The organism is Sphingopyxis sp. EU05-FHT14B03, assembly GCF_058790875.1.
The window spans coordinates 247688-267281 of record NZ_JBYTDC010000004.1 but is presented as its reverse complement, the minus strand read 5'-3'; the positions used below and the strand labels follow the sequence as shown (position 1 = coordinate 267281).

The window sequence follows — 19594 nt, the reverse complement described above, 5'->3', positions numbered from 1 at the left end:
GGGAATGGAGCGGCGCCCTATCCGGTGCGCTACAGCCAAGCGCAGAGCATTGGACGGTGCCCCCGAGTGACGGGATCCTGTCGCAAGGCATCCCGCCCGAATCCTGGCCCCATCTCGTCGCCGGTCGTGGTCCGCCGATTTCCAGCTCCCGGCTAATGCGCCATCGCAAGCCACGGATCCTTAGCTGCCAATCATCGAAGGGCAAGGCGGTCCCAATTGGGGAGTCACGTCGCCGGCCCCTCATCCAATCTCGGCACCTGGCAAGGCGTTCCTTTATGGTTGAGGCAAGGTCTCGGATCGAAATTTATGCGCCGTCGCCTTCTGTCGGACGACCGCCCGCGCGACTCGCTCCTTGGCAGCAACGAATGGCGATGTCTCTCTTGCGCCAACATCTGGGAAATCCGATCGACATGGAAACGGTCGCCCGGCGATGTGGCGTGACGCACAGGCATTTTATCTCCGCCTTCGCCTCATCGATCGGCATCACGCCCCATCAATGGCTGATCTCGCGACGGCTTATTCGGGCGCGTGAACTGCTTGCATCGACGAACCTTTCCCTTGTGGAGATCGCACTTGAATGTGGGTTTTATGACCAGAGTCATTTCAGCCGGGCTTTCGCGCGCTGGATGGGAGTTCCACCGGGGAAATGGCGGCATATGGCTGTAGGCAGCGGATCGCTGCGATTGCGCGTCGGCAGAGAGGTGGCGTTCGTCGCAGGCCGATCGATGACCGAGGATGAGGTTGCAAGAAATGGGTTGGGGCTTTCAGTCAGCTTTCGCCGATGAAATCGCTGCGCGAAGCTCTCCGAGGCGCTCCATGCAAACCGCATGCACAAGCTGGCCGAGAATCTCGATGCGGCCCGAGAGCCAGGTCAATTCCTCTTCGCTGATCCGATAATGCTTCGAATAGCGCGCCTTCACATAGGCGTCCTTGAGCTTCTCGAAGCGCGCGCGCTCCTTTTGCGTATCGCGCGGCCAGGCCTCGAACAGGCGCGGGGAGGCGCGTTCGGCCTGGGTGCGGAGGAAATTGAGGTTGTGAACGTGAGGGGTGTAGAAGGTCTGTACGAGGAGTGTACCGTGGTAAAGGGCCTCAGTAGTTTGGTGCAGATCGAACGCGGACTGTTTTAGGTAGCCTCGCTCTATCGCTGTTTTGGCCAAATCGAACCGCGCCATTGCCGAAGGAAGCCATTCCTCAAAATATTCCTCGGCCAACACGAGCGCTTGCTTTGGTGTTTTCGGTTTCGGCCTATGCAGTTCGCTTTCGTCGGCCTGATAGAGCGCGATCCCGTCGCTGGCGACATCCATGAAGAAATAGCGCCCATGGGCGAGACCGTCGTTCACCTCCTGCAGCGTGTGGACTATGAAATTCACCGGCGTTTTCAGATTTTGCGTAATCGTCCGTTCGCGGTTGAGGCGCTCCTCTGCGCGTTCCCAATAGGCGACCCGGTCGGTCAGCTCCTTCTGGTTGACGATTACCAGCAGGTCGAAATCGGACTGATAGCCCTTTGCCGTATGCGGCTCATCGACCCACCCGCCGCGCGCATAGGAGCCATAGAGGATGACCTTGAGGATGCGGCCAAGCCGCCGGTCACCGGTGGCCTGGCCGTTGGCATCGCCGAATTCCTCGAACAGGATCTGGACGACGCGCTCAAGCTCGCGCTGCTTGTTGGCGGGAAGATGTTCAACGTCGGATTTCATTTCGGGTTCTTCTTCGTCGGCTTGCGTCCTCGATTGAGCGCGATCAGTTGGTCCAGAAACCCCGTCTGTCCGACATCATCCACCGCGTGGGTTATGCTGTTGCTGGTGTGGAATTCCGAGCTCCAAGGGTTGAAGACGGGTACGCCGGCGACCTCGAAATGAACCGTGTCCCGCGTCACTACAATGAGATCCTCCTCGGCGGCGGTCGCCGCGATGAAGAGATCAGGCTGACCGAACGTATGGCCGCGCCGACGACCGGCCTCGACCAGCACGCGCCAGCGCAGGATCACATCCTCAGAGATTGGGAGTGTCCGCCCGTCGAACAGCGGGCGTAGGTTGGAATCGAGCCAGGTTGCGAGGGACGCTCGGCGTTCGGGATCGTCCAACTGCTCGATGCCGAAGCGTATCTCGGCAAAGCTGACGTCCGAAATGAAAAGATTCTCTTCCGCCTGCGCTTCGACGAAGCGCACGACCGTGGGGACCGGCCGCGGCTTGCGCAACTCGGAGATGACATTCGTATCAAGGAGAAAGCCGCTCAAAGCTGGATCGTTCGCACCGGACCCTCAATCGAAGTCCGCTCAAATTCGACATCGGCCAGTGGCGAGCTGGCCAAAGCATCGACCAACCGTCGCCCGCTATAGTGGCGATGTTCGCGGTCCCATGTGTCGGCCGACACGACGACGACGGCATCGCGGCCATGCAATGTCACGCGCTGTGGACCGCTTTCCCGGGCAAGCCGCACCACTTCGCTGAAGCGAGCCTTGGCATCCTGTAGCCGCCAACGGTGGCGCGGATCGGCTGCGGAACTGTCATGCGATTTCGCGTTGGTCATATCGATCCATTCTGGTCACTGTGACTAGAATATGGCCTGTTGCCCAGCAAAAATCAACCTTCGACCGAGTGCGCCGGGGATATGGCGCGAGATCAATTTTAATAGTCGAGGTTTCAACGGCCTTCTACGAGAGATACCGCAAATATTGCGGCGATTTCCAGGGTTTCCGGAGGGAAGGGGGCTGGATTTGCTTTGGGATGACGGGACCGTCATGCTAGAATTTGCCCGAGGATATTCTTTATGGAGCAAGCGACCGACGTGCAGGCGGCCGAGGCGGACTTGCCGCCTGAAACCGCTCCGCGATCACGCCTGTCCGATCACATCTGGCGCCCATGGTACGCCAAGCTCTGGTGGGCCTCGATCCCCGTCTACTGGATCGGGGCAGCACTTTCACTACGGGTGCCCCTGTTGGCCGATTTTTACGGCCTCGCCTTGGCCGGCTATCTCAATGTCCTCTTCTTCCCGCCGACGGCGTTCATGGTGCTCGGCTTGGATTATGCGCGGGAATGGATGTCAGCGGTCGGCGGGTCGGGAGATTATGAGCCCGACTGGCGTATCGGTCCCGACCGTGGGCCAAGCAGCTGGTCGGAAGATTATGGGCGCGACTGGCGTATCGGCCCCGAACTTGGCCCAAGCGGCTTGCCCTTTTATGCGGATCCGCTCGATCCGCGTTCTGGCCCGTTGTGGATCGGGCATCGGAACCACTGAGGACGTCGGTTCATTTGCGCTCCTTGAATTCCGAGCTCCCATCCGTCCAGCCGTGGTCGAGATCGGTCGAAAAGCTTCCGCTATTCAGGATCGATCGCTGCTCGATCGATGTCAGTGGGCCAGTAATATCATCCGTTCCGCGGCTCGCGTCGGCCTGCCGGAGATAGCGGTTGCGAAGTCCATCGTTGCCGAGAACCTCCCTTGATAGAGCCGAACTGAAAGCCTTTTCGGGGACGGGCGACCTGGCAGCCGCACGCTCGGCCTTGGCGATCGCGTCGCGGACGTCATAGTTCACGATGTCGAGATTGGCATTCGCTTGCTCGGTCGAATTCCCCATGTCACTGCTCGAAGCGCCGAGGCTGGCTCCGGATTGGCCATAATGTTCCTTGGTGGAAGATTGACGACTGCCCGAACCACCTGTCGTGGTCGCGCTTCGGCTTCCGGAACCTCCCGATATTTCGCCGCTCACCTTGGATCCCATAGTCACGCTGTCGCTGGCGCTCCGCGCGATCGACCGCTGCCACCCCGTCTGGACCATGATCGCCTGGACATCGCGCTGCAGCGTGTCGGCGACCTGCGGTTTCAGGCGCCAATTGCCCTGCCGGTCCATCTCGAACCCGCCCTTGAGCCAGTTCGCCATGGCTTGCTGCCCTTCCTCGCCGCCGCCCAGGAAATGCTCGATCGTGTCCGGACCCGCCTGTTTGCCGGCCTCGAACCGGGTGCTGGTGTCATTGCGCGCGGACTGCTGGAAACTTGCGCTGCTTGACACCAGCAGGTCGTTGTTCGCGAAGCTGAAGCGCGCATGGCCGCCATTGGCGAGTGCGCCATATTGACTGTCGTTGATGAGCCCGGCTTGATGGAATTGCGCCGCCTGCGCGGGCGTCAGGTTGAGGCCGAGGTCGCCATTCTGCGCGAGCGCAAGATCGCGCTTCGACATGGTGATGCCATGACTGCGAAGCAGGCCCTGCATGCGGGTCAGCCGTTCCTTGTCGACGATGCTCGTGATCCGCTCGTTGCGCGCGCGATCGGCGATGCCGGCAGGGCCGCCCGCGGCCATATCCACCTGATTGCCCGCGGTGCGGCTGAGCGCCTGGATGAAACTGTCGAGCCGCGCGGCCTCGCGGGTCGATACGCCGGCCGCGGCTGCGCCCTCGGCAAAGCCGAAATTGTCCGACTGCCGCCGCTGCTCGCCGATCCGCGCCGCAGCGCGCGTACCGCTCGTCCCCACCTCACGCTGCGCGTCGAGCCTGCCCGACCGTTCCGCGAAATCGTAGCCGGCGGCTTCGCGCGTCCGGCCATAAACGCTCGTGCCCTCGCGTGCGGCCTCGGCCGTTGCCCCATCGGCGGTGCCGACCGAAACCGCCGCATTATATTGCTCGAGCGCGCGCATGACCTGCGCTTCATTGCGTCCCGTCGAGCGAGCGAGCTGCGTGATCGCGCTGCTGCGCGCTTCGCCCGACAGCGCATTGATGAAGGAGATGCGCCGGGCGGTTTCGTCAAGCGGAAGACCGAGCATGCCCGCCGCTCCGCGCTGGCCCTGGTTGCTGCCGGTCCGCCACGCCTGTTCGGTCGCGACGTTCGCGCGTTCGATGCCAGCAACATCCTCGCCTGCAAAATCGCGGCGTCCTGCCATCGCGCCGGCCTGGACCTGTGCGGCGGTGAGGTCGTTTGCGATCATCTGCTCCTGGTCATAGGCGTTGGCGATGAGCTTCGCGAAGGTCGGATCGGCCTGCGCCTCGCCGATGACGCCCGACGCCTTCAGCGCCGCATCCTCCTTCGAATAGCCATTGCGCTCGAAATGACGCGTCGCGGCCTGTTGCATCATTCCATAGGCCCGCTGGTCGCCGAACGCGCGCCACTGCACCAAATTCTGGGCAAAGGACGCAAAGGCGCGTTCACCCGCTTCGCCCTTGCCGAAATAGGTCGTGCCGAGCGAACGGAGCGCATCCTTCTCGGCAAATTGGTGGATCGCGCCTGTCGCCGCATTGGCCTGAACGGCGCGCGCCACGTCCGGATCGGCCAGATCGCGCCCGGCAAGCGCCGGCGCAAGACTGCCGAGCGCGCGCGATCCCTCGATCCCGCCGAGCGCCATGGCCGTGCCGCCGGGCGTGCCGGGGCGCTCGCCAAGGATGCGGCCCGCCTCGCCGAACGAGCGGTTGGCGCCGAACGTCGATCGCTCCCCGAAATCGCCGAAGCTCGAGGCCGCCGCGGCGCGCGCGCGGGTGCCGAGTGCAGAGGCCTGCGCCTCGAGCGCCGAGGCCTGGCCTTCGGGGGTCGCCATCGGCGCCGCTGCGGCCGCCGCGCCGCCGGCGATCCCCTGAGCGCCGTGGGTGAAGGACGAAAAGACATTCCCGCTGAACCGGAAGATCGTGAAGACGAAGGCGCCCGCGATCCCGGCCGCCGCCGTCCGGAAGGTCCCGAACACCGCGAGCCCCTTCATCGCCGACGATGGCGCGAGCAACCACGCGTTGGCGGCGAGGCCATTCGCGCGCATCTCCTCAAGCGAGGCCATCGCCCGTCCCAGCGTCAGCTGATGGATGCCGGCATCAATCACACCCCAGAGCGCCACGAAGACGAACAGGCCGAGCGCGAAGCTCGCGACCCTGAGATTGATCGGGGTGAGGATGAACAGCAGCGCGACGGGGATCATGAACAGCATGATCGCGAACACGGTCGCGCGGATCGTCGGCATCCATTCATTGGCGGCCGACAGGGTCGCAAGCCCGTTCGACATCACCGCGCGGTTCGCCATGACGCGCGCTGCGCTCGCGGGCGAATCCTCGAACAGGACGTCACCGACCGTGGTGCCGAGCAGGACATGGGTCATCAACGCCTGGGTGCTGAGCGGATGGCCGAGCATCGCCTCCCCGAGATCGCCGAGTTGCTGCCGGCAGCGCGCGAGTTGCTGCGCATTGTCCGCGTCGAATCCGGTTCGCGAACAGACCTGCCGTACATAACCCTCGAACAAGGCCGGATCGGACAGGCGGTCCGCGATATAGGCCCAGGAGTCCGAGCAGCTCATCGTCGAGCCGCCCTTGTCGCTCTCGGTATAGACGGTCGAGAAGGTCGCGGGTCCGGCCATCGCGGCGAAGGCTGCGGGAAGGTCGGCCGCCGTGCGAAACAATTTGTCGTCGTCGACGCCATAGGCCGCCGACACCCGCGCGACCGGATAGCATTGCCGGACATAATCCTTGATCGTGGCGTCGAGAAACGTGTCGGTCATCGGCCCGCGCGGGCTCACCGCGTTGAGCAGCAGATCGAAGCCGTGCCCGCCGGCGCCGAACTCGATCTTGGCGCTCGGGTCGAGGGTATTGTCGTCGATCGTCTCGACGATCGCGCGCTCGATCATGTTGGTGGTGCCCGCAACGAGGACGAGCAGATTGGGGACATCCCCGACGGGCTGATAGGCGTTGCGCACCCGGTCATAGACATGAACCGTGCCCGTGGTCGTGACAAGGCCGACGAACAGGCCGACGCCGAAGAGGATCTGGAAGCCGAAGGCCACGATCCCCATGCCCGACCCACGGACGCTCGCGATCACCGCGCCGATCGCGATTCCGGCGGTTGCGATGATCAGGACCAGCGTCTCATAGCGCGGGTCAGCAAAGATCATCGACACGAGCCGGAACGCGTCGACTGTCTCGGCGAAGCCATTATAGGTATGGAAGCTCGTGTCGATAGCCCAAGCGGGTGTGGCGGCGAACAAGGCTGCCAGTCCGACGCACAGGCGGGTGAGGCGGCGCATCGCGGCCGTCACTGGTTGCGCGACGCTGCGGCGCCGGCGGCGTCGCGCGCGTCGCGATCGCGTTCGCGCACCAGCCCGGCATAGCTCGCCGAGAGGTTTGCGGCCGACATCGCGGCCATATAGCTTTGCCGCATCTGCGCGCGCTGGCGCAGCACCTCGTCGCGAAGATCGCGCAACTGCTCCATCCCCTTGGAGAGGATCCTTGTCTGGCAAACATTGGCGTTATTGGCATCGGCAGCGCCGGCGGCGGTGGAACCACGCTCGGCGTTGGTCACCGTATAGTCGATCGTCCGCGTGAGATCGTTCAGCATCTGATAGGCGAGCGTCAGCGCGACCAGCTCGTCGGTGTCGGCAATCACGGAGTCGACGACGCCTTGCCGAACGCCCCATTCGAGCATCCGATAGACGGGGAGGGTACGGACATTCGCCACGAACTGGCGTTCCTCGGCGCTAAGCCCCGCGCGGGTCCGTATCTTGGTGGCGATCGACTGCATCCGCTCGCGCGCCAGCAGGAGCGCGCCGCGTCCGCCGCCGTCCTGCGAACAGTCTGCGCCGGTCGGCGGCACGCTGAGCGAGCGCCGCTGCACCTTGCCGGTCAGGAAATCCTGCGCGCTCTCGCTATCCTGCGCGGGGCATTGCGGAATGGCCGTGAACAGGGGGACCTTATCCGCCGGATCCCAGCGCATATAGACGTCGCCGACCCGGGCGCGCATCACGCCGGTCCATTCCCCGGCGCCGACGCGCGCGGCGGCATGGGCGAGCAGCGATCCGGTCCGGAAGATGTCGGTGACTTCGCGCGGACAATTGGTGAGCGCGTCCTTCAGATCCTCGGTGGGATTGTTGTTGTTCGCCTGAATCTTTTCCCGGCTCTGCTGGTAGCTTTTCGCATAGCCCTGCTTGATCGAGCGATAGCCGGTCATCTCCTCGATGATCCCCGACATATTGTCGTCGCCCTTGGCGATCTGGACCATGCGGTTGGCGAGGCGGCAGTCGTTGACCTGGATCGAGTTCAGGAAGTTGGTAGCCGCCTCCATCTTCGAGATGATGTTGCCCATCTTCTCGTCGAGCGTCTCGAGCAGATATTGGAATGCGACCGCCGGCGCCGCCTGGAGGATGCTCTCGAGCTTCTGGACGAGATATTCGGGGTCGAGGAAGGACATGCCGCCCAGGAACATGTCGATGCCGCCGCAGCCCGCACGCACCTTGGGCAGGCTGATCGACATGAGATAGTCGTTATGGACGTCGACCCGCCCCGACAGGCCGCCAGCGGTCACATAGCCGCGCGTCTGGTCCTCAAAGCTGCCGGGCGAGGTATAGGTGACATTGTCGAACCAGCTCTCGGCCCAGCTCTGTGCGAGGGCGGGACGGGAGAGGCCGAGCGACAGGATCGCGGCGGTAAGGCTGAGGCGGGCATATGAGAAGGCGCGGGACATGGCGGGTTTCCTTGGGCTGACAAAGAGTCCGTGAACCGGCCCGCCAAGCCCGGATCGCGGTATGGTGAAGTGAGAATAACCTTGCATATTCGGAATGAAACTCCGAATATGCAAGGATGATTGAGCGCAGAATTAAACGAGAACTCGTGGAGCGTCTCGAAGAGGCGCCTGCTGTCGCGCTGCTCGGGCCGCGACAAGTCGGCAAAACAACCCTTGCCCACGAAATCGCGGAGGAGCGTCCGTCGATCTATCTCGATCTCGAATCGGATGCCGATCGCGCAAGGCTTGCCGATCCCGAACTTTATCTCGCGGCTTTTGAGGATCGGCTCGTTATTCTCGACGAGGTCCACCGCATGCCCAGCATCTTCCAGATCCTGCGTGGCCTCATCGATCGCGGGCGGCGAAAGGGGCTCCGCACCGGTCGATTTCTCCTCCTGGGTTCGGCCTCGATCGATCTTCTGGCCCAGTCCGGAGAAAGCCTTGCAGGCCGCATCAGCTATCTCGAAATGCGTCCGCTCGATGCTCTCGAAATACCCCCGTCCGATCTCGATCGGCTTTGGGTGCGGGGCGGCTTTCCCGATAGTTTCCTGGCAAGCAGTGATCGGCTGAGCCAGCGCTGGCGGCAGGATTTTATCCGCACCTATCTTGAGCGCGACATTCCGATGCTGGGGCCTCGCATCGCGGCGGAAACGCTGCGGCGTTTCTGGACAATGCTTGCCCATCATCAATCCGGACTGCTCAACGCATCGGATTTCGCGCGCAGTCTCGGCGTCGATTCCAAGACCGTCGCCAGTTACCTCGACCTGCTCGTCGATCTGCTTCTTGTTCGTCGGCTCGAGCCTTGGCACAGCAACACGGCGAAACGATTGGTCAAGTCGCCGCGCATCTATGTCCGTGACAGTGGCCTCGTGCACAGCTTGCTCGGCCTGACCAGCCTCGACGACATATTGGGACACCCGGTCGCCGGCCCGAGTTGGGAGGGATTCGCAATTGAAAATCTCCTCGCGGCGGCCCCGGAAGGCAGTGTCGCGAATTTCTATCGGACAGCGGCAGGCGCGGAAGTTGACCTGTTGTTGACCCTCCCAGGCGGGGCGCTCTGGGCCATAGAGATCAAGCGCAGTCTGTCGCCTAAATTGGAACGCGGATTCCATCAGGCCTGCGCGGACCTCGAACCTCAGCGCAAGATCGTGATCTACCCCGGCGCCGAGGTCTTCCCGTTGAAGGAGGGCGTAGAGGCGTTGCCCCTCCCATTCGCAGCGCATGAATTGCTGTCGCTCGGCGGCTGACCCCCTATTCCGGGAGCGGCGGACCTTGCTCTCGGTCATCGGGAGCCAGCCCGCGCGGGCACGCCGACTATGCCGGTGAATTTGGACATGGCGCGAACCCCGACGTCGGGGCGCACGCCCGTCGCCATCTTCGCCGCGAGATAGAGATTGCGCGCGAGGTTCGGGCGATGGTCGGTCCCCACCGCGATCGGGATCGTGCGCTGATCGTCCGCGACGGGCCGAACCCAAGCCACCGGATGTCCCACCCAGGGAAGCCCGAGACGCCCCGAGCGCAGCATCGCCTCCTGCGAGACGATCGTGCGGACCTGCCAGCCGTAGTGCCGGCCGAGCGCAACCAGCTTGGTCCAGAGATCCGCGCAGGGAAGGCAGCCCGGCGCGGTGCTCATCTCGATCGTGAAAGCTCGGCCGTGGCCGCTCAGCGTGCTCGTGAAATCGTCCGGGAAGTCGCGGGTGATGGGAACGCGCGACAGCCAGGCCTGCATCGCGCTGGTGTCACGAACCGGATGGATCGCCGCGCGCATCGCGTCCTCGCGTGAAACGGTCTGCGCGGTCGCGGCCGATCCGATCGCAATCACGAGTCCCGGGATACCGAGGATATGGAAGAGGGTCACGGCTCGATGCCCGCATGGGTCTCGACCAGATCGCCGCCGATAACGCGCGGGTCTGTGGCGGAAACCGGGCCATTGCCCAGCGCATCGAAGAAGCCTGCATCCTCGCCAGGGCCGGTCATGAACTGTTCGGGGCGGATGTCGCCGCGCAGGAGCCGGACCGCCTGATAAGCCATCTGCGAAAGGTTGGGATAGGTTTCGACCCCCGAGGCGATGACCATGCGCTGCTGGCTGCCCCGGCGGATCACCATGGTGGTCGGCGTCACTTCGACGACGAAGCGGCGGCCGACGTCGGGCCGGTTGCCGAGATCGACGAGCGTGACCTGCCAGCCCATCTCTTCCTGGAAGCGCTGGAGGATCGGCCATTGGACGCGGCAATAGCCGCAGGTCGAACGTGAGAACATGACGAGTGCGAACTCGCCGGCATGGCTCCTCAGATAGGCGCGGCGAATGCTGTCCTTCTCGGCGGTGAGCTCGGAGCGTGCGTCGCCGACTATGGGATTGGCGGATTTCGAGTTGAGTTCGGGGTGCTGGAGTATCGCGATCTGCGTCACTCCGGCAAAGGCGCGCGCCTTGCGCCGGGCAAAGTCCTGCAGCCGCCAGAAGTCCGCCACAGCGTCAACGGTCAGGACCGTTGCGGCATAATCGCGCTGCTGCTCGATCAGCTTGCGGATCTTGGGCGGCGTCCATGTCGCCAACTCCCGCATTGGCGGAATCACGGGCTTGGTAAGCGTCTCCGGATCTTTGTCGTCCGTACCCTTCGGCTTCGGTGCCTCGTACCACCAATAGCCCTGCTTCAGGGTTGGCGGAATGCTGGCGCCCGTTTGAGCCCCAGCGATCTCTGGCATGCAGGACAGCGCGCAGACCAGCAGGATCGCACACTGTGATTGCGATATCCCGAGTCCGGGGAGGGACCGCTTTTTGAAAGTGCGATGTTTAGAGGAGGGGCGTGACATGCCGGGATCGTGCAGGCCCGCCGAAGGCTCGACAAGAATGTGGGCATTATAGTGCCGATTGGGCAAATTGAGTGCCCCGAGGCCAAAAATCGCTGCACGTGGAACAGTAACTGGCTCTGTGTACCGTTGGTGCCTCCATATATTTCGGAGCTTCCCAGACTTTGTGCCGATTCCAAGCTTTGGGAAAGGGAGCCTGCTTCAGGAATTGGTTGGATTGCGGGGGAGTGAGCCAGAAGTCGAACCCTCCGATGCCTTCAGATTGACCCGATGGTGGAATTTTCCCTCGGAAGTGCTATATGATCATTATATGATCATTCCGGCGTTATCGGCCGCTGTTCCTCGACTGCTAAGCAGTAGCGGCTAATATCGCCATGGAGCAGAATATGGCGCAGATGAACCGCTACAATTTTTCGGAGCGTCAGCGCGCGAAAGAGCTTTCGCGTGCGCAGGACGAATCCGACCTGCGTGACGGACAAATTTCGTGTGAAGACCTACGCGCGGCGAACGGCGTGTTTTCATCGTTCGATATTTCCGCTGCGTTCATTCGACGCCGGCGCGCGATTGGTCGCTGAACGTCTGAAACCGTTACCGCAAACGACCGTTGTCAAGCTCGCGTCAGTTCTCGGATTGGAGGACAATGCGTTCATGTAGGCGGGCAGGCGCTCAACCTCTGGGTTGAACGCTATTCTGCCGGGGGTTCCGAATTGATTTCCTCGGTCCCTTCACGTCGAAGGATCTCGATTATTCCGGGCATCGCGCGGCGGCGGATAAGCTCGCCGTCGCCTTCGGCGGCCAGGGGCATATTCCGGGACCCGATGATCAAGCCTGCAGAAGCGCGCGCCGCGGCGGCTTCACACGAACCCCGGGGTATGACGATCATCCGGACGCGCAATGTTGATGACGGGATATGTCATGCCGGGATCGTGCAGATTGATCGACGGCGCGACAAGAACGAGGGCTTTATAATGCCGTTTGTGCTCATTACGCTTAAAGATCAAAATGCGCAAAATGGGTGTGAACGGTTTCAAGGTGCGTCGCGTTCCATGGACACGGTTTGATTTTGTCCTGCAAATCCAGAAACTGGAAATTCGCAGGGTAAATCCTTTGGATAACGCTCATATTGATCTTATAAATATCTATAAAAACGAGATTTATCCTGCAATTGACAGAATCCAAGATTTGCAGGATAAATTGCCGATGGCGATTAAGGCATTTTCCGATGAACAGGCGAGAGCGCTTATCAATTTGCGCCAGCGCTACGAGGTCTGGATTGAAGCCGAGCGCGGTTTGGCCAAGCTGCCATATGGCCTCGCCCGGAAGGAAGTCGGCGGGCGAGCCTATCTCTATGAAATCCACGACCGTAAGGGCAATGGCAAGAGCCTAGGACCATGGTCAGTTGCCCAAGCTGCGCAACTCCAGGCCTATCGTGATGAGAAAGAAGGCTTGAAGGCCCGATCTGCCGCGAGTCGATCGTCGCTCGATGAAAGCGCTTCGATCGCACGTGCTTTGCGCGTGCCAATGATCGCCAACGAAGCCGGTCCGATTTTGCGCGAGGCCGATCGACGGGGGCTTCTCGGCGGCGCGCTGCTCGTTGTGGGAACCAATGCCGTCGCCGCCTACGCGCTTGAGGCTGGCGGCTTCATTCCTGAACTTCCCGACGAGACTGCCGACTTTGATCTCGCTTGGACCGAGATCGATCCCCAGCAGGACGCACAGGTCGTATGGGATCTACTGAAAGCCGTCGATGCGACATTCACGGTCAACACTGAGCGAAGCTTTCAAGCACGTAACGCCAAGGCCTATGAGGTCGAAATCCTCGCCGCTCCTTCGCGCGCGGCCAATATGGCACGTACCGATCGGCCGCAGCCGATTCCGCTTCCCGAACAGGAATGGCTGCTCGAGGGGAGACCCGTCGACCAGGTCGTCATCTGCCGCAATGGCAGCCCGGCACGCATCGTTGCGCCCGATCCGCGCTGGTTTGCGCTCCAGAAGCTGTGGATGTCCGGGCAATCGAAGCGTCATCCGCTCAAGCGTGGCAAGGACCTGAAGCAGGCGCTGCTTCTCCTCGACGCTGTTGCCGAGGCTATGCCGCACTATCCACTCGACGATGCCTTCGAGGCAGGGTTGCCCGGCGAACTTGCACCTTATTTTGTCCGTTGGGCCGAGCGGCGCCCAGAGCCGCGATCACCGAACTGGTAGCCTTTCGCCGCAACATCGTGAACGCCTTATTCTTTATTCCCGAGGGCGATCTTTGATCTTGCTGGAGTGATAATGACAATGTATATACTACGTCATTATCTATGGAGTTGCGATCATGGCGAAGGAAGCCGTTTTCACGATGAAGCTGGAATCGGATTTGCGAGCAGATTTCATGGCCGAAACCGAAGCTTTGCATCGTCCGGCGTCGCAAGTCGTGCGGGAACTGATGCGAGAGTTCGTGGAGCGCCAGCGCCACAAACGAGAGCATAAAGAATTCGTCGAACGAAAGGTAGCCGCGGCTCGCGGTTCAATGCAGGCGGGCCAGGGTTATGGAAATGATGAAGTTGAAGCCGATTTCGCCAGCCGCCGCACGCGTATCACCCGTCAAGCGTGAAAGTTCGGTGGACGCCGGAGGCGCGCCAGGACCGCGCTGAGATATGGGACTATCTGTTCGCGCGTAATGAGCATGCTGCGGCGAGGATCGACGGCCTGATAAGCGAGGCCGTCGCGCAGCTAGCCGACTTCCCGATGCTGGGTCACGAGGGCGAAGTGTCGGGAACCCGCGAACTTACGCCACATCGCAGCTACCGATTGGTGTATGAAGTATATGGGGACACCGTCTGGATACTCACGATCGTTCACGCCAGGCGCCAGTGGCCTCCGCTGCGTTAGACCGTGCCGTTGGGATTGGGGCTCTATGGCGAAAGAGCGTGACCTGCCGGGATCATGCAGGCTGATCGAAGGCTCGACAAGAATGTGGGCATTACCCATGCGAACGACTCAGCAGTTCAGCGTAACGCTTCCGAACGACGTCGCTGCGCGGGTTCGTGCCAAGGGGGCGTCGGGTGAATATGCCAGCGAAAGCGAAGTGATCCGTGACGGATTGCGAGCGCTTCAAGCACGCGACAGGGCTGTGGAGCAATGGCTGCGCAATGAGGTCGTTCCCGCTTATGACGCCTACCAGGCCGATCCTTCGCGGGGCATTCCGTTCGACGTTGTGCGTGCCGGCCTCGCCAAACGCGGCTGAAGGTGAAATAGCCGCAGTGGTTGTCGTCGGGATTTTCTATGGTGGTCGCGATTTCGAGCCCCTGTTGGGCGAGACCTCCTAAGATCGCCTGATCCATGCTCGGCACCCAACCCGCACAAACTGCTCGGTGGGAGCCAATCTGATTTCTGAACGACTGCGGCCGATCCGCAAGGTGGAACAGCCGTGGTGTTGGTCTCCAGACTCAGCCGATTGGCTGGCGGGTTGGATTCCTTGTCAATTGCGGCGATCATTCTCGTCTTACCGCCGTCTTATCTGAAGGAAGTTTCCATGGGCGCGCATGAACAATTGACCGCAATTGTTTCGACCAAGGGGCAGATCACTCTGCCGAAGACCATTCGCGACCAACGCCATTGGTCTGCTGGTACACGGCTGACGGTCGAGGATACTGTCGAGGGCGTGCTTCTCAGGCCAGTCCCGGCTTTCCCCGCTTGCAGCATCGATGCTGCATTCGGTTCGCTCCCTTATAAGGGGCCGCCCTTGTCGACTGATAACATGCACGGAGCGATCTCGCGCGAGGCGAAGCGACGTGTGCGGCGCGGGTAACTCACCCCTTCTAGCAGCTCGCGCCTTAAATCAGCCGGGCCATTCGCGTGAGTTTTGCCATCGGCAACAGCCCGAAATAACGGCTGTCGAAGCCCTGCGGGTGATGCGAGCCGACATAGACCATGCCGGGCGGCACGATGCCGCTCCATTGCATATGGTCGAGCTTCATCCCGTTTGCGGCGAAGGGGCGGGTCGTTCCCAACCGATGCCCGTTGCAGAAATAGCGCGCGTCCATTGCGGTGGGGGACATGCGCGACGGCATCTCGATCTTGGTGAGGCGGTCGCCCGGCACGCAGAGGGCAAGCTTGGTGACCGACACCGGCTCGGGGCCGGCGATCGGGTGCCGCAGCTCGAACATGACATAATCGCCGCGGCGAATGGGACCCGGCGCCTTGCGCACCGCCCATGCGTCGATCGACGGGCTCATGACCAGCGCGATCTTTGGCATCGCCACCGCCGCACTGAAGGCGATCGGGAGGATCAGGGCGAGCGCGATCCACAACCGCCGGGGCGCCGCCGGCCTGCCTGGCGCGGGGGCGCCGAGGGCGGTTGCCGCTTCGCGCGGGAGGTCCCGCAAGCGAAGCCACAGGGCTCCGAGCGCCCTAAAGAGAACCAAGGCGAGCCTGAGCATCCTGCACCTCCTTGCTCCCGCCGAGGCGGGCATATTCCGCGAGCAATCCGGCAAGCGCGCTGTCGCCGAACACCAGGTAAGCGGCGCGGGGACTCTCATCGTCCCTTTCGCAATAGGCCTGGGTCGGATCGCCGGGGATCATCGCCAGCGCCGGCACGCGCGTGACGCCATGCTGCCGGAAAACGAGCGGATCCACGATGATCTGCACATTCCGCATCGCGCAGCCAGCTCCCTCGCACCCTGGGTCGAGCCGCAGAATCTCGGCGGAGAGCTTGGCCATCGGTCCGACTTTTCTGAGGCCGCCGGGCATGCCGCGAAACGCCAGAACGCCCTGAACCCGCTCGAGCTGCGCGGCATAGGCGCGCAGCACCGGGACGGGCATCGACGAGGATACGAAGAGCACGGGCACCCAGCTTTTGGCCGCGGGCGCCGGGATGGCCTTCGCGAGCGCTTTTTCCTCGGAGGGCTCGAGTCCGAGGGCCTGGCGCAGCCGTTTCGCCTGCGCCTCGCGCTGCTCCGCAAGGCGGGCGGCACCGTTAGCCGCGGCGGCCCGAGCGCGCGCGTCCATGCGGGCGTCCGGTATGCGCTTCCGCAATCCGTCAAAAGCACGCCGCCGTTCGGCCTCGTGCTGATTTCGGGGGAGCGTGGGGGAAGCGGTGGGCGCAGCCTCTGTCTTCTGCCGCGAAATCGCGCGCTCGACCCGCTCCATGGCGGCGGGTCCCTCCTCCTCCATTCGGGTTCGGGCGGAGTCCTGCGCCAGCGCGGCTCCTGCCGCGAGCAGGGGCAGGAGAACGGCAGCGCTATTGCGGCTGAACGGCTTTGAGATACGCATCCACGCGTTCCTTCATGTCGATCTGGATTTCGGACCCGGCGCGGGCTTCGATGTCCGCATAATATTCGGAGAGATCGATCTTGCTGAAATCGAGCGCCTGGAACTCTTCCGGCGTGAAACCGCGGCAGAGCGGCTTCTTGGGCGTACCCCAGGGATTGCCGTTGAACGATTTGAGCTGGGGACGGCCCTGCTCCTGAATGATCCGGCCGAGCTTGGTGTTGAAACAGCAATGCCCGCGCGCCTTTTGCAGGCAGACGCCGAGGAAGCTCGAGGCGCAATAGGTGCCGACCTCGTGACACATCCCCGAGCCGCGCAGCATCGCAGTTTCCATGTCCTGTTGGTCGCAGCCCGAGAACAGGAAATCGATCATGAAATTGATCGCGAGGCTGATCGCAATCGAAGTCGGATCGATGCCGACGATGAGCGCATTGGCACCGGCGCTCGCCGCCTGGCTCGCGGTCGCCCCGGCCTGGAAGGCGGTATAGGCCGCCTGCATGCCGGTGAAGACGCCCTTGGCGACGGCGATCTTGGTGCCGATCGATCCGAGCGAGGAGCCCATCCCGTCTTTCAGGATCTTGCCCTTGTCCTTGCAGCAATCCGACAAGGTCGTGCCGATCCCCGGCGGACGGCACCGCATGCCGCGCCCGGAGAAAATCTCGACGGTGCCAAGGCAATTGCCGTCGGCATCAACCTCGCCATCGGGCGCGGCACCGGGATCGACGATCGGCGGTTCTTCCTCGATCGGACGGACCGCGGGATCAGCGCATGGGTTGGGCGAGCAGGACGGAACGCCGCCGCTTATCTTGGCGAGGCACGCGAACTGCGGACCCGCGGGGCAGCTATATTGGCCGGCGGCGTCCGCGGTACAGGCAACTTCCTCGATCGGGCAAAGAGGCGCTCCCGAGACGGTCGGCTGGCAATAGGATATCTCGCCCGGATCGGACGCATCGCCGCTGCCGTTGAGATCGGCGGCGCACATCTGCGGCGACTGCGCCGAGGCGGATGGTGCCGAGGTGGTTATGGCGAACGCCAGCGCCATCACGCTGAGCAAGGAGGACAGGGGTTTTGGTCGGCGAGCCGTCATCGCACCGTTCCCGTGCAAACGAGATCGGCGCCCGCGAGCCGCACCGACTGCATCATGACAACCGCCTCGGGAAAATCGTCGAGGCAGCCGCAGGCCGAAACGACCTCCTCGCCGGGGCCCGCCGGACAGCGATTGGCGCTGTCGCAGCTATGATAAAAGATGTCGGTGCCGGTCGGAACATTCTGCAAGGCGCCGACCACACCGGATGGCGCCGCGTCATTATTCGCCTTGGGTGCGCGCGTCTTGCAGATCGCCTCGCAAGCCGGAACGCTGCCGCGATCGGGCAAGGAAAAGCCGGTGGTAGCAGTGACGAAGGTCCCATCCTTCTGTCGCACGCGGTCGGCGAGCAGCGTCTCGGTCGAATGGTCGATGATATAGGCGCCCCGGCTGGTGTCCGGCTTCGGCAGCGCGGCGGTATCGATCGCACAGCGGTAGCGCCGCGCGCGGTGGAAGAAGGGGCGTGTCAGGGACACGGTGCAGGCGGCGCTCCCGAACAATCGCCTCTGCGGAACCGGGCGCAGACCGGTCGCGACGCCGTTCCGGAACGTCTCGACACCATCGACATCTTCGTCGACGAGGCGGCAAGCCGGGTCCGCGGCATAGCCAGAGCAGAGGTCGACGACGCGCTCGGTCTGTTCGCAGCTCGTATCGACACGGACCTCGACGTCGACGATGCCCCAACGCTTGCCGTTGCCGCCCCGGACGCGCATCGCCACCTCGGCGTCGCCCGCCTTGAACGCGGGCGTCAGGTCGATCGGGGTCGTATTGACGGGATCGAGGTCGACCGAGCAGTCACCCGACGGTATCCCGTCGCCAAGCCAGGGACGCTTGCCGGCATAGCCGACGACCTCGCCGTTCAGCCGCGCCTGGACCCAATCGTCTCCGGCGATGCGGGTGATCCGCGCCGAGACGATACGCTCGGGCTTCAGGACGCGGAACGAGGCGGTGTAGGTTGGCGGGGCGGCCGAACAATTTCCCTCGCCCGCGATCCGGTAGCGCCGGCAGTCGGTCCCGCAGCTCTGCACATATTCGAAGGGCCCCGACGCGGTGACGATGTCGTCATGGGTCCAGGATTGCACCGCGATCTCGCGATCGATGGTGCAGGCGCGTGTCTCTTCGGCCCTGCCGGCGCCTGCGGGTGAGGCGAGGACGGCCTGGAAGACCGGGTTGGTCTGCGAAGCCGTGTAGGCGTCGCCCTGGATCGCGGAAGGGCTGGCGCGATACGCGGTCTGCGGAAGCGAGGCCGCGCCCGTGCAGGCGGTGGCCTCCGCCCCGACATAGCGGATCATCGGTCCGTCGATGACGGCCTCGGCCACGCCATAACGGGGATCGGCCGTCGTCAACGCGCCGATCATGCCGCCGCCGAGATCACGCAGAACCGAAGCGAGATTAGCCCAGGCAAGGTTCGTGCCGCAGCTATTGTTGATGCAATAGCAGCCCGCCAGTTCGGGAAGAGCGACCTCGGTCAGCTTGATTCCTCGGTCTGCGGCGACATCCCATCGAAAAGGTCGGCACTGGTCCCAGCTGCCGGGGGCGCAGGAGATGACGCCGTTCGCGCAGATGCCCGAGACTGGCACGCCGAGGGTTGAACGATTGTCGATGGCCCCATCGAGATCGCTGTCGCGGGCGATACTAACCGTGGCGAGGTCGCCGCCGGCGCCGGGCTGGACCAGCACTTCCAGCAAGGTCGCGGTCTTCCGGCACGACAGGTTCGGTGTGAAGGATTTGCTGTTGTCGACGGTGCTGACGGGCTTGCCGCCGAGACCCGGCGTCACATAGTTGCGCTGGATCGCCTCGCTGTCACTACTCTTCGCGCGCGATGCCTCGGCTGCGCTTCGTGCCCGCTCCTCCATCGATTGTGCATGGGCTGGAGATGAACCCACCAGGGTGGCCAGCGCGGCCGCCACGACGGACCGTTCCAGGGAGGGGAACCTGGTTCGCCATGACGAAAGCGCCGCGCTGGCCGGGTCTGGGGCGATGCCGCGAGGGGAG

21 protein-coding genes are annotated in these 19594 nt (G+C 63.1%); 10 read left to right on the top strand and 11 right to left on the bottom strand.

The window, feature by feature from the left end; genetic code table 11:
- Positions 1–365: 365 nt before the first annotated feature.
- The gene (locus tag AC3WS4_RS22680; RefSeq protein WP_492740529.1) at positions 366–785 is read left to right on the top strand and encodes a helix-turn-helix transcriptional regulator; all 420 of its coding nucleotides are present in this window, start codon (positions 366–368) and stop codon (positions 783–785) included.
- Here the strand turns inward: AC3WS4_RS22680 and AC3WS4_RS22675 are convergent.
- Genes AC3WS4_RS22675 through AC3WS4_RS22665 form a run of 3 tightly spaced genes read right to left on the bottom strand, consistent with a single transcriptional unit; the run spans position 765 to position 2529 of the window.
- On the bottom strand, positions 765–1697 hold the full coding sequence (locus AC3WS4_RS22675) for a nucleotidyltransferase and HEPN domain-containing protein (protein ID WP_492740527.1): 933 nt from the start codon (positions 1695–1697) through the stop codon (positions 765–767). The genes AC3WS4_RS22680 and AC3WS4_RS22675 overlap by 21 nt on opposite strands.
- A complete protein-coding gene (locus tag AC3WS4_RS22670) occupies positions 1694–2236 on the bottom strand; it encodes a type II toxin-antitoxin system VapC family toxin (RefSeq protein WP_492740526.1) in 543 nt (180 codons plus the stop codon). Before AC3WS4_RS22670 ends, AC3WS4_RS22675 begins: the two co-directional genes overlap by 4 nt.
- A complete protein-coding gene (locus tag AC3WS4_RS22665; protein ID WP_492740525.1) occupies positions 2233–2529 on the bottom strand; it encodes a type II toxin-antitoxin system Phd/YefM family antitoxin in 297 nt (98 codons plus the stop codon). Before AC3WS4_RS22665 ends, AC3WS4_RS22670 begins: the two co-directional genes overlap by 4 nt.
- 240 nt (positions 2530–2769) lie before the next feature.
- Here AC3WS4_RS22665 and AC3WS4_RS22660 point away from each other — a divergent pair, with 240 nt between their 5' ends.
- Positions 2770–3237: a hypothetical protein gene (locus AC3WS4_RS22660; protein ID WP_492740523.1), complete on the top strand. Its 468-nt coding sequence runs from the start codon at positions 2770–2772 to the stop codon at positions 3235–3237.
- 10 nt (positions 3238–3247) lie between these two features.
- Here AC3WS4_RS22660 and AC3WS4_RS22655 read toward each other — a convergent pair whose 3' ends face one another.
- Together AC3WS4_RS22655 and AC3WS4_RS22650 are read right to left on the bottom strand one after the other, a co-directional pair.
- On the bottom strand, positions 3248–6982 hold the full coding sequence (locus tag AC3WS4_RS22655) for a conjugal transfer protein TraG N-terminal domain-containing protein (protein ID WP_492740522.1): 3735 nt from the start codon (positions 6980–6982) through the stop codon (positions 3248–3250).
- An 8-nt stretch (positions 6983–6990) separates the two neighbouring features.
- A complete protein-coding gene (locus tag AC3WS4_RS22650) occupies positions 6991–8415 on the bottom strand; it encodes a conjugal transfer protein TraH (protein ID WP_492740521.1) in 1425 nt (474 codons plus the stop codon).
- A 116-nt stretch (positions 8416–8531) separates the two neighbouring features.
- Here AC3WS4_RS22650 and AC3WS4_RS22645 point away from each other — a divergent pair, with 116 nt between their 5' ends.
- Positions 8532–9701 (top strand): ATP-binding protein, encoded by a 1170-nt coding sequence (locus tag AC3WS4_RS22645; RefSeq protein WP_492742997.1) that lies wholly within the window; start codon positions 8532–8534, stop codon positions 9699–9701.
- A gap of 35 nt (positions 9702–9736) precedes the next feature.
- Here the strand turns inward: AC3WS4_RS22645 and AC3WS4_RS22640 are convergent, their stop codons facing one another.
- Both AC3WS4_RS22640 and AC3WS4_RS22635 read right to left on the bottom strand, forming a co-directional pair.
- Complete coding sequence (locus AC3WS4_RS22640) at positions 9737–10312, bottom strand: hypothetical protein (RefSeq protein WP_492740519.1); 576 nt, start codon at positions 10310–10312, stop codon at positions 9737–9739.
- A complete protein-coding gene (locus AC3WS4_RS22635; RefSeq protein WP_492740589.1) occupies positions 10309–11157 on the bottom strand; it encodes a conjugal transfer protein TraF in 849 nt (282 codons plus the stop codon). Before AC3WS4_RS22635 ends, AC3WS4_RS22640 begins: the two co-directional genes overlap by 4 nt.
- A gap of 491 nt (positions 11158–11648) precedes the next feature.
- Here AC3WS4_RS22635 and AC3WS4_RS22630 point away from each other — a divergent pair, with 491 nt between their 5' ends.
- From AC3WS4_RS22630 to AC3WS4_RS22600, 7 genes are all read left to right on the top strand, one after another.
- Entirely contained in the window at positions 11649–11837 is a 189-nt protein-coding gene (locus AC3WS4_RS22630; RefSeq protein WP_492740518.1) for a hypothetical protein, read from the top strand.
- A 243-nt stretch (positions 11838–12080) separates the two neighbouring features.
- Complete coding sequence (locus AC3WS4_RS22625) at positions 12081–12323, top strand: hypothetical protein (RefSeq protein WP_492742995.1); 243 nt, start codon at positions 12081–12083, stop codon at positions 12321–12323.
- A complete protein-coding gene (locus AC3WS4_RS22620; protein ID WP_492742993.1) occupies positions 12274–13464 on the top strand; it encodes a GSU2403 family nucleotidyltransferase fold protein in 1191 nt (396 codons plus the stop codon). Before AC3WS4_RS22625 ends, AC3WS4_RS22620 begins: the two co-directional genes overlap by 50 nt.
- Positions 13465–13579: 115 nt before the next feature.
- Complete coding sequence (locus AC3WS4_RS22615; protein WP_492740516.1) at positions 13580–13858, top strand: antitoxin of toxin-antitoxin stability system; 279 nt, start codon at positions 13580–13582, stop codon at positions 13856–13858.
- The gene (locus tag AC3WS4_RS22610; RefSeq protein WP_492740515.1) at positions 13855–14136 is read left to right on the top strand and encodes a type II toxin-antitoxin system RelE/ParE family toxin; all 282 of its coding nucleotides are present in this window, start codon (positions 13855–13857) and stop codon (positions 14134–14136) included. The genes AC3WS4_RS22615 and AC3WS4_RS22610 overlap by 4 nt, the downstream gene beginning before the upstream one ends.
- A 25-nt stretch (positions 14137–14161) precedes the next feature.
- Positions 14162–14491: a ribbon-helix-helix domain-containing protein gene (locus tag AC3WS4_RS22605; RefSeq protein ID WP_492740514.1), complete on the top strand. Its 330-nt coding sequence runs from the start codon at positions 14162–14164 to the stop codon at positions 14489–14491.
- Between the two features lie 183 nt (positions 14492–14674).
- Positions 14675–15055 (top strand): AbrB/MazE/SpoVT family DNA-binding domain-containing protein, encoded by a 381-nt coding sequence (locus AC3WS4_RS22600; RefSeq protein ID WP_492740513.1) that lies wholly within the window; start codon positions 14675–14677, stop codon positions 15053–15055.
- A gap of 25 nt (positions 15056–15080) precedes the next feature.
- On the opposite strand, the gene AC3WS4_RS22595 is transcribed toward AC3WS4_RS22600, so the two are convergent.
- From AC3WS4_RS22595 to AC3WS4_RS22580, 4 genes are read right to left on the bottom strand one after another with little or no spacing between them, the layout of a single operon-like run.
- Positions 15081–15632, bottom strand: coding sequence for a S26 family signal peptidase (locus tag AC3WS4_RS22595; RefSeq protein ID WP_492742991.1), 552 nt, complete (start codon positions 15630–15632; stop codon positions 15081–15083).
- A gap of 25 nt (positions 15633–15657) precedes the next feature.
- Positions 15658–16518 carry a type-F conjugative transfer system pilin assembly protein TrbC gene (locus AC3WS4_RS22590; RefSeq protein ID WP_492740511.1) on the bottom strand — a complete coding sequence of 287 codons (861 nt, stop codon included), beginning with the start codon at positions 16516–16518 and terminating at the stop codon, positions 15658–15660.
- Positions 16487–17602, bottom strand: a complete 1116-nt coding sequence (traN, locus tag AC3WS4_RS22585; RefSeq protein ID WP_492740510.1) for a conjugal transfer protein TraN — start codon at positions 17600–17602, stop codon at positions 16487–16489. Before traN ends, AC3WS4_RS22590 begins: the two co-directional genes overlap by 32 nt.
- On the bottom strand, positions 17599–19509 hold the full coding sequence (locus AC3WS4_RS22580; protein WP_492740509.1) for a hypothetical protein: 1911 nt from the start codon (positions 19507–19509) through the stop codon (positions 17599–17601). Before AC3WS4_RS22580 ends, traN begins: the two co-directional genes overlap by 4 nt.
- Positions 19510–19594: the final 85 nt, after the last annotated feature.

What these genes read in the sequence shown, in the direction of transcription:
- AC3WS4_RS22680 (WP_492740529.1), top strand. Translation starts at nt 366, where the DNA reads ATGGCGATGTCTCTCTTGCGCCAACATCTGGGAAATCCGATCGACATG.
- AC3WS4_RS22675 (WP_492740527.1), bottom strand. Translation starts at nt 1,697, where the DNA reads ATGAAATCCGACGTTGAACATCTTCCCGCCAACAAGCAGCGCGAGCTT.
- AC3WS4_RS22665 (WP_492740525.1), bottom strand. Translation starts at nt 2,529, where the DNA reads ATGACCAACGCGAAATCGCATGACAGTTCCGCAGCCGATCCGCGCCAC.
- AC3WS4_RS22660 (WP_492740523.1), top strand. Translation starts at nt 2,770, where the DNA reads ATGGAGCAAGCGACCGACGTGCAGGCGGCCGAGGCGGACTTGCCGCCT.
- AC3WS4_RS22655 (WP_492740522.1), bottom strand. Translation starts at nt 6,982, where the DNA reads ATGCGCCGCCTCACCCGCCTGTGCGTCGGACTGGCAGCCTTGTTCGCC.
- AC3WS4_RS22650 (WP_492740521.1), bottom strand. Translation starts at nt 8,415, where the DNA reads ATGTCCCGCGCCTTCTCATATGCCCGCCTCAGCCTTACCGCCGCGATC.
- AC3WS4_RS22645 (WP_492742997.1), top strand. Translation starts at nt 8,532, where the DNA reads ATGATTGAGCGCAGAATTAAACGAGAACTCGTGGAGCGTCTCGAAGAG.
- AC3WS4_RS22635 (WP_492740589.1), bottom strand. Translation starts at nt 11,157, where the DNA reads ATGCCAGAGATCGCTGGGGCTCAAACGGGCGCCAGCATTCCGCCAACC.
- AC3WS4_RS22630 (WP_492740518.1), top strand. Translation starts at nt 11,649, where the DNA reads ATGGCGCAGATGAACCGCTACAATTTTTCGGAGCGTCAGCGCGCGAAA.
- AC3WS4_RS22625 (WP_492742995.1), top strand. Translation starts at nt 12,081, where the DNA reads ATGATCAAGCCTGCAGAAGCGCGCGCCGCGGCGGCTTCACACGAACCC.
- AC3WS4_RS22620 (WP_492742993.1), top strand. Translation starts at nt 12,274, where the DNA reads ATGGGTGTGAACGGTTTCAAGGTGCGTCGCGTTCCATGGACACGGTTT.
- AC3WS4_RS22615 (WP_492740516.1), top strand. Translation starts at nt 13,580, where the DNA reads ATGGCGAAGGAAGCCGTTTTCACGATGAAGCTGGAATCGGATTTGCGA.
- AC3WS4_RS22605 (WP_492740514.1), top strand. Translation starts at nt 14,162, where the DNA reads ATGGCGAAAGAGCGTGACCTGCCGGGATCATGCAGGCTGATCGAAGGC.
- AC3WS4_RS22590 (WP_492740511.1), bottom strand. Translation starts at nt 16,518, where the DNA reads ATGCGTATCTCAAAGCCGTTCAGCCGCAATAGCGCTGCCGTTCTCCTG.
- traN (WP_492740510.1), bottom strand. Translation starts at nt 17,602, where the DNA reads ATGACGGCTCGCCGACCAAAACCCCTGTCCTCCTTGCTCAGCGTGATG.